9 protein-coding genes are annotated in these 13,009 nt (G+C 39.3%); all 9 read right to left on the bottom strand.

Annotated features, from left to right (window positions below):
- Window positions 1-145 precede the first annotated feature (145 nt).
- Window positions 146-346, bottom strand: a complete 201-nt coding sequence (locus tag CSV69_RS15825) for a hypothetical protein (RefSeq protein WP_099693934.1) — start codon at window positions 344-346, stop codon at window positions 146-148.
- 271 nt (window positions 347-617) lie between these two features.
- Window positions 618-1,466: a DUF5677 domain-containing protein gene (locus CSV69_RS15820; protein WP_099693933.1), complete on the bottom strand. Its 849-nt coding sequence runs from the start codon at window positions 1,464-1,466 to the stop codon at window positions 618-620.
- A gap of 81 nt (window positions 1,467-1,547) precedes the next feature.
- Entirely contained in the window at window positions 1,548-2,369 is an 822-nt protein-coding gene (locus CSV69_RS15815; protein WP_099693932.1) for an abortive infection family protein, read from the bottom strand.
- Between the two features lie 67 nt (window positions 2,370-2,436).
- The gene (gene pglX, locus CSV69_RS15810; protein ID WP_099693931.1) at window positions 2,437-5,904 is read right to left on the bottom strand and encodes a BREX-1 system adenine-specific DNA-methyltransferase PglX; all 3,468 of its coding nucleotides are present in this window, start codon (window positions 5,902-5,904) and stop codon (window positions 2,437-2,439) included.
- Between the two features lie 49 nt (window positions 5,905-5,953).
- Window positions 5,954-9,520 (bottom strand): BREX system P-loop protein BrxC, encoded by a 3,567-nt coding sequence (gene brxC, locus CSV69_RS15805; protein ID WP_233192413.1) that lies wholly within the window; start codon window positions 9,518-9,520, stop codon window positions 5,954-5,956.
- Window positions 9,521-9,534: 14 nt separating this feature from the next.
- Window positions 9,535-10,101, bottom strand: coding sequence for a DUF1788 domain-containing protein (locus tag CSV69_RS15800; RefSeq protein ID WP_099693929.1), 567 nt, complete (start codon window positions 10,099-10,101; stop codon window positions 9,535-9,537).
- Between the two features lie 4 nt (window positions 10,102-10,105).
- On the bottom strand, window positions 10,106-10,702 hold the full coding sequence (locus tag CSV69_RS15795) for a DUF1819 family protein (RefSeq protein WP_099693928.1): 597 nt from the start codon (window positions 10,700-10,702) through the stop codon (window positions 10,106-10,108).
- Between the two features lie 30 nt (window positions 10,703-10,732).
- Window positions 10,733-10,969 carry a TIGR04540 family protein gene (locus CSV69_RS15790; protein WP_099693927.1) on the bottom strand — a complete coding sequence of 79 codons (237 nt, stop codon included), beginning with the start codon at window positions 10,967-10,969 and terminating at the stop codon, window positions 10,733-10,735.
- A 143-nt stretch (window positions 10,970-11,112) separates the two neighbouring features.
- The gene (locus tag CSV69_RS15785) at window positions 11,113-12,099 is read right to left on the bottom strand and encodes a hypothetical protein (protein ID WP_099693926.1); all 987 of its coding nucleotides are present in this window, start codon (window positions 12,097-12,099) and stop codon (window positions 11,113-11,115) included.
- Between the last annotated feature and the right edge of the window lie 910 nt (window positions 12,100-13,009).

The following is a 13,009-nucleotide window of genomic DNA, read 5'->3' as shown; positions in this document are numbered from 1 at the left end:
TTGGTCGAAGACCTTACCAAAGAATTGTTATATCCAGTCAAAGAAATAGAAAATGCCCCGAAGAATCTTTAATCGATTCTTTGGGGCATTTTCTTTTATATGAAACAACGTGTTCATTTTTTGACGCTTACATCTGATCAAACAATTACTCAACCGTTTTGACTTTACGATATGGAGCGAATTCACCATATACCCTTGTAACAGTCTCCAAATCTGACCCATCCAGCACGCCTAACTGGAAGTCGATTCCACGGTTTTCTTTCATTAGACGCAGAGCGTTTATCTTGTCCACCGATAAAATAGCAATTGCTTTCACACTTGGTTTCCTTGCGTACAAGAACGACATGTTACTCTCCTTCCTTATTGGCATGTAAAATTTTATATAGATACGTTTCAAAAGAGATGGGTACACTGAAGAAAGCTTATCTGGTAAGTTTTCCAAATATCTTCTCAGCGATAAACTATAAGAATTCGATTCTTCGTTAGGATGTATCTTATAAATGATTTCATGCGTATAAAAATGAAGATGAGTATTCTTCTGAGTCCAAAATTGAATATCTAACGGAAAACATTATGGGTTCTACTTTTTCCATTTTTATAATACAACTTCTAAAAATTCAAATAAAGTTTTCTTTCAATATACTAATTCTTTCAAGTGAATCTATCATCTCTGCCTTATTATCTTCATTAGTTTCTTCTTCAATACTTTTATTAATTTCTTTTTCTTCTTCTTCAAATATCTCAATAATTTTAATGACATCAGAAGACAATACGCCAATAACCTGTTCTTCCAAGTCTGGAATATCAAATATCTCTGCTTCAATTAATGTGTTGAAAAATTTTAAATTTAAAAATACATTCCATAATAGAACGTTTAACAAAGCAGAGGGACTTTCATTTTTATACGAATAATTAGTACCATTCCTGTAGTAACCAGAAGTTAAAAAATTACAATGGGTTATTTCACAGAGATATGAATACAATGATTCATAGGTTATTGTTTCATTCGCTTTTTCTGCTATCGTGTTTATTTGATAGAAATATTCAAAACTTCCTGTGGAATCTTTTGAACGCTCTAATTTATTTCTTATCGGTTTACTTTTCTGTGTTAGAGGGTGAGTATATTTCCCTGTAGTAATCCCCAATTTATATTCAACAAGATGATCTACCATGTCCTCATCATTAATAACCGATTTGGCATTTATAAGACATTCATAATTACTCCTTGTTAAAATTAAAGAATCTTCAAATAAATGCTGTCTAATAAGACATTGAATTGATATTAATGTTTTTGTGAATTTAGTGAAACAAAAGAAGATAAAATCTTCTTCAACGTCCAAATCATTTACTGGTAACTTAGCTTTTCTTAGTGTAGGTACAATAGCCATTGCTTGCTCATCTACTATCAGTTTATTCAAAGCAACATACTTATTTAACATATCTTCAAGAGATTTTATTTTATCCATTAAATACACCGTCCTATTTTTGGCTAATAAAAACACTAGTTATATAAAATGTATATCCAATGCTAGATTATTGATATAATACTAAAACGGTAATTCAAAGTGTTTATTGTTGCTTTGTTTTCTTATTTCTTCTCTTTTTCTGTAATTTTCAACCTTGTCAATAAAAGTAATGACGTTGGCCATTGCCTTCACAACAAAATCCGCTTCAACCAAGTCTAAAATGTCATTGTTATGAGCATAGCTTTTATCATTTCGTATATCGTTGTAACTTTCAAATAAAGAAATACTGTTCTGCAAGGCTCTTAGAGTAAAGGTGGTCTCAAATATTTTGTCTTTCTCATATTTCTTTTTTAACATTCCTGCAAGGCTATGTAGTGGTAAGTTGTTTCCCTTGCCATCTATAACTGTAATATTATTATCAATGCAAGTCTGTCGCAACAATTTAGATGAAAATGTATGCAGTCTATCAAGTACTAATGTCGGCTTATTGCGAGACAATGAATTGTTAATATCTTGTATTAGAGTTTGTAAAGTTTCTTCGTTTTTCTGAGGCAAGCTTACAGGCATAGTGTCTCCTTTCAACCGATTTACCACTGTTCTAAGTTCGCTTATTTTTTTTTGCTCATACTTAGATAGCTCTTTGTCCATTCTTTCATTATAATAAGTTAACAAGTCATCCATAAGTGTCCCGATTACTGCGTCAGACTCTTTAGACCATATCTGCCGTAACTTATTTGCCTTTGAGCAGTACTCTTCATAACCAAGGCCATCGTATATGTCTATGTTAATAGATTCTCCAATAAACCTTGAAAAAGAATTATTACTAAAATCAATTACATAACCCGATGCCATCTCAAACAATTCCTCGAAGATTGCTTTCTCCCTAAATGTTAGCTTCGCCATATCTTGCTCCCCTTTGAATGTGATAATGACTTATCTGGACACTATGACTTTAGTACTTAGATGGGAATTAAACCTTCGCCACTAATCCCTTAAACTTTTCATAATTCACCTTCACACCATCATCCAAATCAATTTCGATCTGCATATCGGCAAAGTGGTGCAGCAGTTCGTCATATGCCTTCAGCTCATCAATTTTCTTATCGAGCGATTTCAATTCTTTCTTTGCACTGCTGATTTCCCTTGTAGTCGAGCCGCCTTCAATAATGCCGAGCAAATCCTGCTTCTCTGCATCCATGCGGGTCTGCACTTCATGTAGATAGTCCGTACGGATACGGGACAGCGTCGTCTTATCATAACGGTGCATGTAGATAAGACAGTTGAACGCCTTCTCTTTGCCCGATGTGAACAGCCAGTAGATCGGCCGCTTTTTGTATACCTGTACATGATCTTTGTAAAAATCATTCAGGAAATACCGCCACAACGTCTCCCGTGCTGTCTCGTTCTTCCGGCGGCCGATTGCATCTGCTACAAAATCAAGATTCTCTTCAAGCGTTTCTTCGCTGAAAGTAATACGAACGAAATCGACGAAGCGAGTGACGATGTCATCTTCGAAATAAGCTCCTGACAGGATCGGCAGAATGTTGTCGTTGTCTGTTAGGAATTTTGTGTATCGAGTAGAATCAAATTCACCACCGGCATAGATGAGGCCCTCTTCGTCTAGCGAATAGCGGCCGAGTGAACAACCGATTGCGTAGGAGATAAAGGATTTGATGTCTAGTCCTAGAGAGGCTTTTCGAATAGTAATCTCTTTTTCTTCAACTGCTGGTAGATATTCATCCTGTAAATCGTAAATCTCAATAAAAATTCTATTAAGTTCTTCTTCATTCGATTTAACTTTTTCAAATTGATATTCCTTAAGATTTCTCCAATTTAGATAGCTCTTCTCGATTTTTATTGTCGGAGAATTCATAAATGGATGCTTTAAGAAGTCCCATGAACATTCAAATGAATCCCAATCCTTTTTAGAGATATCTATATTATCATTAACCAGCTCAATGATACTTTGATTAGTTGCCTCAATATAAGGGTAATTAGTTAATTCTCCTACATTAAAATGTAAGGTCGGGCTTAACATTTCTGAGAATATCGAAGCTACTTTAGAATTTAAATATCCCATAACCTTTTTTATTTCGTTTATATCATTATTTTTTTCGAAGATTGAGGGGCCAGTTTGGTCAAATATTAATCCTCTTGGAACATATCTTACAGATAAATCACCGTACGTTACATTTGACCATGTTGCACAAGGTTTAAAATAATACTCTTCATTTCTTATTACTGCACTGGGATGATCTTTAATTTCCATCCCGTTGTTTTCCCAAAACATTACGTGCATAAAGTTCCCATACCACTTTCTATATTCACCGCCTTTGTTGCAATATACCCACTTACTATTTATATTCTTTACATTCACTTCGTGCCAAAACTTAATAAAAATTTCGTTATTTCCTGTTTGTAACCCAACTTTCAAATCAAATACATCTCGTAATTTACTATAGCTTTGGAATATGTCTAAAGCTTTTTCACCAGCCCAATAGGCAATCGGACTCCCAGGAATTTTTTTGTAGTCTTCTTGATTAAATGTGTACCTATATTGCACGGAAGGATTTTGCACAGCTACGGCAGCCTTATTTTTCTTTTCTACTGCCGTTCTTTCCTCACTCAATCGCAAATAATCACCTAACAAATCTAAATTACTGATTTTACGCAACACATAGGCCGTAGTCTGTACCACTTCCCCGCCAATTTCCTCAAAAGCTCTAGGTCCTAAATGCAGCATCGTATCTATTGTTTTCTCGGTAATTAGTTTTCTACGCAACTTTTCAAAACTGGATAAAAACATCCAGGAATGCTGGTTAATTGCCGAATAGAATCCATTCTCTTTTAAGTAATGATCTACTTCCATAAACACAGCGAAAAGATCAGCTTTAGAATCTGGATAGTTTTTTCTCAGGAAATCCGAAAGTTCCTTATTCATGCTTCCAGAACCCATATACGGGGGGTTCATGACGACAATATCATATTGCTGACTCATAATCTCAGTTTGCTTTATCAGCAAAGGCAGTAGTTCCAAAGATTGCTCCCTATAATTTGTGTCAAATAGGGAATCGCTCGGTGATTTTTTTATTTCGTTCAATCTCTGTTCAATAAACTCCGTATCTTTCTCCGTCAGTCGTATGAGAGACCCAAATATTTTGGCGTTATGGTATTGATTAATGAATGTATAGATGGCTTCCAAATGGTCTCCGCTTTGCTCATCAGCCACATATGCAATGGCTTCGTCAGTCCAGCCATTCGTCTCTTGTATGGAGGCCAAATTCATGTTTAAGCCATCTCGTTCGATACTTCGTAGGAATCGACGATTATATTGTAGAGCCTTCATGACAATCGAGAAGCTTGCCAGCTGATAGGCACGGTCGTCAATATCCAATCCGTAAAGGTTATTCTTTATGATCAAACTAGGAATTTCCCGTTCCATGTATCCACACTTACTATAGATTTTATGGAGAACATCGAACATATATACAAGAATATGCCCGCTTCCCATGGCAGGGTCGAAGCATTTGATATCCTCCACATTCAGTTCATTGTTCACATATGGGGCAATTTTCTCTTCGAAGTCCTCTTGCTGATGTTTCAGGAAGAATTCCCATCCATCGATTAAGTCGATGTGCTCCGGATGAGCTTCTGTCCAATAGCGGCCGAGTGAGTTCTGCACCATGTACTGGACAATCCAGTCAGGCGTGAACAGCTGGGTGGCATAAGGGATTTCTTCTGCTTTGTATTTCTTTTTCGCTTTGAAAACGCGATCTTTTTCATCCGCGATATAATATTGATACAACCATCCAATAACTTCAATTTTCCCCCAATTTTCCTCTAGGATGACTTTCGTATCCGTCATTTCCCGAACGAACGAATCTGTCCCTAGCAATCCTTCCGGAAACAAGATCTCTGTGTAGTCTTCAATCGTTTCAAACATGAACGGCATGTATCGGTTCATGTCATTGCAGTGCACTTTGATTAGATACTTGAACAGCTCATCGGTCTTGTTTTCCATCTTCAACTCATAAACAAGTTCTTTATCCAGTTCCAGATCAAGCGACAAGGCCTCCTTCATCATATCCGGTTCTGTACTGTCTGGATCAGCGGATGACAGCACTCGGACTTTTGTCGGCAAGTAGTCATTCACTTCCATGTATCGCAAAGCAATGAAGCGGTTGAACCATGTGTAGGCTGCTTCGTCCATGACTCGTTCGAAACCGATTTCTTCAATTCTTGCAATCAGTTTGTTCCGCTGGTGTCTTTCGATATCTGTCAGCTGTCTATCGCCGATGAAGACAGCGTCGGAACTTTCAACGGTCGCTTTCGTGATGTCATCTGCTGTAATACCGAGCTTCATCGCCTGCAGCTGAACACGTTCCAGCAGTTCTTTCCTTGCTTCAGTAGCAAATCGTTTCAATGCGGTTTTATTCATTTTCTTCACCCTTTTGAAGAAGCCGGGACTATGCCGGGCGTCTCGTCATTTATTCAATGATTTCGATCTCATCATTCAAGTGGATCATTTCTTTCAATTTTCTCGACAGCTGCTGCACGTAGCGGTCCACGTCTTCTTCAGACGTTAACACTGTGAGATCGACCAGGTCGTTTACTTTAACGGATGTCTTTCGGACAAGAGCCGGTATCGATGTTTCTCCTCCTGTACTCGTTTTGTCTGTTTCCCTTCTCATCCATTTTTGAATTTCCCGCTGGATGTCGACTGATGCTTCTTTCACAAAGTCTCTGCTTTGCGTAATGGCTGCATCGACTTTATAAATGTTGGTGAACGCAGACAGATTTTCTTCCATTCGAGCATAATAACTTTTTACTTTCTGTTTCGTTTCATCAGAGACTCCATACTGTTTTACTGCTGTTGTCAGTTGCTCTTTGTCTTCCGTGATCTTTTCCAACGCATTTTGTTTCTTCGCTTTCAGGATAGCTGCCATTTCTTCATCGAGCAAATATGCAAGTTCAGGAATCTCTTTGATGCTTTTATACGGAATTGGATTTGCCACTATCTCTTGGAGACGGTTCATTGCCTGTTCGACAGCAGGATCTGTCAGGTACATTTTGTTTTCTTCGTAGATTTCACCAGCCGACAGTCCCTTGTCGAATATTTCACGTTGGTTCGTATCAAAGAAGCTCTTTACATAAGCGACGTCGTCTTCCCAATCAGCAAGATCATCTTCAAGTTCGCTCAGTTTCAGGAAGAATGCTGCATTGTCCAGCTGATTGGTGAATTGGGCGAAGTATTCCAGACCCTTATCGAGCAGGCTCATGCCCGGATACTTTCGTCCTTGGTATTGATCTTTGTAACGTCCAATTTCTTCGACCTGCCTACCAATCAATCCACGGATATCTTTTATGAGACCGTCTTCATCATCCGCCAGATCGGTTGTGTTGAAGATATCACGGCAGATACTCTTCGCTGTGCGGATCAGTTTCTCATCGACTTTCGTTCGTTTCATGACGATACCGCGGTCTGACTCACTGGTCTTAGTCAAGACTGTCATCAATTGATTGGCATCCATGCTCAGCTCCAATTCAATCGTATTATACCGGATGCGTATACGCTGCTCTTTCAGTAGGCTAACAATCAATCCGGCGATGTCCAGTTGCTTCCAGCCATATGGTTTATTTGTAAATCGGTCATAAATAATCTTGACACGAACTTGCTTGTTTTTTCCTTCTTCCATTTCAATGAATTTAAACAATTCCCGTTTAGCCTGCTCATTTCGATCTTTCTTCATTTCCTCATCAAATGTGATTTGGCTGTCAGTTGCGGAAAGTAGCACTTCCAGTTCTTGCTCGCTTTGGAGAGTGTCTTTGATATCGCCAAGTTTCGTGTACGTATTCTCCACAAGCTGGCTGAATGCGTTTTGCATTTTTTCTTTCACTGTTGATCCTTTAATATCTGCTTCATTTCCGTTGATGAAGTACGTTCCCTCTTTGATGGCTGCTTCCAGTAGGTTACGGACTCTCGCCTTACGCTCGCGGGCCTCTGCCAGCTTGTTGTTCAAGATATTTTGAACGTTCTCTGAGAGTTGCGGGATGTTTTTTTTCTTCCGGTATTCTTCAATTCGCAAGGCTTCTGCCATTTCTTCCGTATATGCTTCATTGCCTCCCAGTTTTATAACCAGCTCATCTTCCGCAGAGGAGAACAGCATCAATTCCTGGTCTGTACGGTGGTATTCATCTGAAAGAGGAGTCAATATACGAATACCGATGGCTGATGTTTGATTTCCATACGTTTTATCATCCATCTTCTGGTTGAAAGGAAAGGAATAATTCTTTAAATAAACAAAACGTTTCGTATCATACAGGTCATTGAACACATAGGAGGCCAACTCTCTCTTCACGATGTTCTCATCAATGATCACATGCTTTATTTCCCGGTTGATGTCTTGCTCATCATCTGTCAGGAAAATATGCTCTTCCCCGTTTTGCTGAATCAATGTCTGCGAGATCAATTTGCGGAGTGAGACTTTGATTTTCTCTTTCAGTTGCAGTTTATCTTCATCAACATGTGTCACCATCAGTGTAGCGATATTGTCCATGTTTGCCGGGAGCTCTCTAATATACTTGATCATGAACAGCACTTTCAGCAATTCTGCATGGAACGGGTCGTCTTCCAGTGCAGGATTCGTACTCGCCCGCTCAATGACACGGGAAATGGATGGATGTAAAAATTCCTTGATGGTGTCGTAGAACGCGTAAAACGGTATCAGCGTGCCCTCTTCCGCGTCTTTATAGCGAAGCCCCGCTTCCTTGAAGGCAGAAAGCATGGAACGTTCCCCTTCAGATAAGTGCTTACCCGAAGATCCATGTTTGCGGACTTGTTCAAAAACGTTCTGCAACAATTTGAACTGATAAGGAACGAATGGATATACTTCAGCAAACTCTGTTTCGTCTTCGTATCCGCGTAAATCAGCTGTATTCCCACGGAAGCTGATCAGATTCTTTAAAATCGCACTTTTTTCATGGTACAGGACTTTCAACTTGTCCGAGACATGCGGATGCTTCTCCAATATTCGCTTCTTGATGACTTCATCTACAGAAATGGAAGAGAGCGATAGACGCGTATCGAAGCGGCCCTGAATTCGGGAGAAGTCATCTCCTTTTACCTTGATGATCGAGTCGATACTTTCCTGCGATGTCACCATCATCCAGACTTTTCCTTCAGTATGTGTGCCGAGATCTTCTGTTAACGTCTGCAAGTTCAACATTAAACCGCGATTGTCGCCGATATACTGTCCGATTTCATCCACCAGGAACACGAGATGGAAGTTCGGTCCTTTGCTGTCGATGTATTCTTTGACATCTTTTGCGAACTTCTCAATACTGATTTCAAAGTTGTTCACGCCATTCTCGAACCAGTTACGGGCGGATCCTACTGACATGTCGGTCACTTTTGTCAAAGCACTGATGACGAAATCTGCGTCGAAATAGAAGCTGTTACGGCGATCTTCCCACGCTTCACCCGCCAATGCTTCAAACTCCTGCTGAAATGCCTCATAGACGCCCTGCTTATCGAGATATTTCTCCATCTCTGCAACTCCGGGTATATCACCGAAATAGCCTCGGTGTTCGTAAAATACTTTCATGAAGACACGGAGAATCGCGTCATCTTTCGACTTATTGTCGAGCGAGCTTTTAGAGTCAATATTGAACAGAATGACTTCTGTATCGACATCCGCTGTCCGTTTCATGTTAGCGTAGACAAGCGGATCCTGTATTTTCTCTTCAAAGAAATCGATCGGTCTCTTTCCCCCCACCGGCTGGTTTGCCAGCAGATACGCCAAGATTTTCAAGAAATGCGACTTACCGGATCCGAAAAAGCCCGATATCCAGACGCCCATCTTGTCCGTCTTGCCGTCGATTCCTTTCTGGTAGTTGTCGTAGAACTTTGACAGGTGCTTATGAAGCTCCTGTGTAACCACATATTCATCCAGCTCCTGATAAATGTCTCGATCACTTGTCTGGGCGACTTTAATGACGCCGCGTATGTCGCGTTCAATGTTTTTCAGGAACATCTCTTTCAGCAACACGTTCATTCCTCCTTTGTCCCCTAGTCGACCAAACGAAAGGCTCTGTAGTAGTTTGAATCCTTAAATTTATTAAAAAGTACCAAGTCATCACCACTGTATACTCCGGGATAGAACATAATAACCGGCACTTTATCTAGAACCTCTTGCAAATTATTAAGGATATTATGAGACCTTACAAATGGATAAACTTTCCCGATGCCTGTCAGAAGCACAATATTACAGTCTTCTATCTGCTCTTTAATTTTTTCGAGAAAGATATCAGGCTTTGCAAATGTCGTCATAGCCCTGAACAAGGCATCTTTTCCTTGCCGCTCTTCCATCTCAAAAATCCGGTCAAAAATCCGCTTTTCTTTTGTGATATCAATCAACATTCTATATAAATCAAATTCAATGATCTGTCGCCCTGAACTCTCGTAGCTGAATTCTTTTTTTATGTGCTGGATGTAATCCCTCACCAGCAATTCGTGTTGCGGTTCGTAATCAAATACGTAAAAGCTGATTTCATTGCCAAGTCCTCGTCCTTCAATAAATTTATCTTCTTTAATCTTTGGAATGATCTTATCTAAGCGTGCATTCAAGCTAGACATTTCTTCACTCTCCCATCGCCCGGATATAGTTGGCATCTCCGATATCTGCCAGATGCTGCTTTATATATTCAGCCAGCAAGAGATGAGATAATTCGTTTGACCGCTGATCTGGCAAGTACCCTGCTTCGATCAATATTCTCCTATAGACTTGCTTGAGCTTTGAAACAGTCGTCTCTGTCCATCCTGCTATCTTCTCATGTTGTTCTGCCTTCACGGTGAAGAACTGATTCAGTTTTCTTTTCTCAAAGCTATACTCATTCATGCGTAGCTTATCGCCTATCTCTTCATCCATAAATTCAAAGAAAAGACGATCAGTTCTCATGATGGCGTACAGATTGACTGCCTTCGCATCTTCCAGCGATCCTTCTGCAGCTGTTCGCAGAAGTATGTCATCGATAGCATTGATTCTTCTTAAGATAGAAGGCAGTCCGCGTTTGAGACTGGATAACTTTTCATGTTGGAAGATATTTTCTTGGATGGTTTTCTTCCGAATTTCTTCATCAGTCATCCCTTGCTCCTTTAAAGCAGCCAACTGTCTAAATTCATAAAGCATAAATGCAGCTCCTGTCATAGCAGAAGAATACTCTGTATCCATTGTCATTCGTTTTCTCCTTTATCCCAAATTATCCTACTATTTTAAGTTTAATATTTTCCTTATAATTCCTAAACGTCTTTTTCCACATTGTTGTTGCACTACTTTAGTAAAATTATTGTCTTTCAATAGCTTATCCGGATTATTCTCATTTATTTCTTTAATAACCTGTATAAGTTGCTCATCTTCCATACCGTTATCCCAATAAGTATCGACTACATGATTTAATGCACAAGCCAAATCACGTTGCGTGCGATAAAATTGCTTGATTTTCATAAGTCACCTCTTATTCAATTCTTACTTAGTTTTCATTCTACGCTGACTCATAAGATGCTTCAATATGATTCTCAGCAAGTTTATGGCGTTTGCTTGCTCTTATAGAAAAACAGTCACCCAATAGTTCGGATGACTGTCTTTTATTATTCTTCATTAATCTTTTTACATAAAGGTGCTAATGGGTTTCCTAGACAATCTGCGACATGCTTCCATGTATTAGGAATAGTAATTGGATGGAACCCCAATTCATTACACTCAGTTAATCGATTTTTAAACGTAGCGGGCGACATAGATTTTTGCGGACTCGAAAGATCCCCACGGGTTACTATCCCCAAAAAGTTTTCAATTGACTTTTTTCTACGAATGCTATAATGACTTTTTTCTATCTTTTCTAGGGCTTGTGAGTATTTATGAAAATCACTGACTAAATACGTTTCCAAAATAAACTTCTCCATCATTTTTTTGTACTTATCATTAGTGAAGTATGTTTCTAATTTACGCTCAGCATCATACTCTCTTTTTTGATACGCCAGGAAATCTTTCTTTAGTCTAACTTCGAAGCGTAAAACATCTCGCTCGTAATCTTTTATCGGTTTCTTTTTCTCTATTCTCTCTGACATTTTGTCGTAGATTGCAGTCTCTACTGATCCGTTCACATGCTCCAATCCAGTCCCATACTCTTCGAATTCTCCTTGAAGATTGATTCTACCCATCTCTTTTAACCTTCTTGCTTTCTTCCTATACGATTTTTTGAAAAGGTCGATATACACTTGACGAATAGTTTGATCCTCAACCACTGCATCATAACGATAATCGATTCGTGTCAAGCGATGATGATAGTACAGGTTATCATCTCCATACAGTGTGTCGATGATTTCTTTTAATTTTAATTCCACTATCAAGAAGTCGCTTGCTGTTATATCTCCTTTATTCAGCATTTTAGGTACATCGACGGTCATATTAACATGTAGCACCCTAGTAAATCGATTCCGTGTAGCAGTTACAGTCACTCCTTCAAACGCACGACCAAAATTTTTTGACGTATCAAACGCATCAACTTCATACGCTTCACGCATGTATTCGATATGTTTCAATTGCAAATCAAGCAAGATACCAAACGTGCGTATCATATAGCCACTTCTCCTATTCCGAAACTCTCTCAATGCCTTGACAGTATTGAACCAAATTACTCTCTTCTTCCTACTTCCCATCTATATTTATTACTTCATCGAAGCAAAATTGATCTCTAACAATCACAAGCACATAAAATGCCGTCTTCTTCACTACTCTCCTTCTACGCCTATTTTTCTATTTTATGCAATGATTCATTGTTTTTTTAGACTGCTCGCAGCACAAGTCATAGAAAGTATCGTTGTATAAGCTTTTAAGGCAAGAAAGTCTTCGACCAAGATAGTTCGTGACTTCACATAGATGGAAGAATCGGAATGCACATAAGTGACAAGATGTACAAGTAAGAAACTGTTTGACTAACTGTCTATTCAGTTGGTATTCACTATTGGCCGAATACATATCACAAACTTTTACAAGCTGCCTTTGAGACTAAAACGGGGTACGTCCAATACCGACACACAAGGGCTTTCAGTTTTGGTACGATGACTTCACAAGCTATGAAGAGCCTCCTTTACGAGCTGCCTACGAGGCTAAAATGGGGTACGGCCAATACCGACACACAAGGGCTTTCAGTTCTGATACGATGACTTCACAAGCTATGAAGAGCCTCCTTTGCGAGCTACCTACGAGGCTAAAATGGGGTACGGCCAATACCGACGCACAAGTACATTCAGTTCTGATACGATGACTTCACAAGCTATGAAGAGCCTCCTTTACGAGCTGCCTACGAGGCTAAAATGGGGTACGGCCAATACCGACGCACAAGTACATTCGGTTTTGGTACGATGGCTTTATAAGCTATGAAGAGACTTCTTTACGAGCTGCCTACGTGGCTAAAATGGGGTACGGCCAATACCGACGCACAAGTACATTCGGTTTTGGTACGATGGCTTTATAAGCTATGAAGAG

Source organism: Sporosarcina sp. P26b, assembly GCF_002743245.1.
Lineage (GTDB): Bacteria > Bacillota > Bacilli > Bacillales_A > Planococcaceae > Sporosarcina > Sporosarcina ureae_C.
The sequence above is the reverse complement of the archived record's forward strand: the minus strand, read 5'-3'. Positions and strand labels throughout refer to the sequence as shown.

Coding starts and splice junctions, on each gene's coding strand:
- CSV69_RS15825 (WP_099693934.1), bottom strand. CDS start 346: ATGTCGTTCTTGTACGCAAGGAAACCAAGTGTGAAAGCAATTGCTATT.
- CSV69_RS15820 (WP_099693933.1), bottom strand. CDS start 1,466: ATGGATAAAATAAAATCTCTTGAAGATATGTTAAATAAGTATGTTGCT.
- CSV69_RS15815 (WP_099693932.1), bottom strand. CDS start 2,369: ATGGCGAAGCTAACATTTAGGGAGAAAGCAATCTTCGAGGAATTGTTT.
- pglX (WP_099693931.1), bottom strand. CDS start 5,904: ATGAATAAAACCGCATTGAAACGATTTGCTACTGAAGCAAGGAAAGAA.
- brxC (WP_233192413.1), bottom strand. CDS start 9,520: ATGAACGTGTTGCTGAAAGAGATGTTCCTGAAAAACATTGAACGCGAC.
- CSV69_RS15800 (WP_099693929.1), bottom strand. CDS start 10,101: ATGTCTAGCTTGAATGCACGCTTAGATAAGATCATTCCAAAGATTAAA.
- CSV69_RS15795 (WP_099693928.1), bottom strand. CDS start 10,702: ATGACAATGGATACAGAGTATTCTTCTGCTATGACAGGAGCTGCATTT.
- CSV69_RS15790 (WP_099693927.1), bottom strand. CDS start 10,969: ATGAAAATCAAGCAATTTTATCGCACGCAACGTGATTTGGCTTGTGCA.
- CSV69_RS15785 (WP_099693926.1), bottom strand. CDS start 12,099: ATGATACGCACGTTTGGTATCTTGCTTGATTTGCAATTGAAACATATC.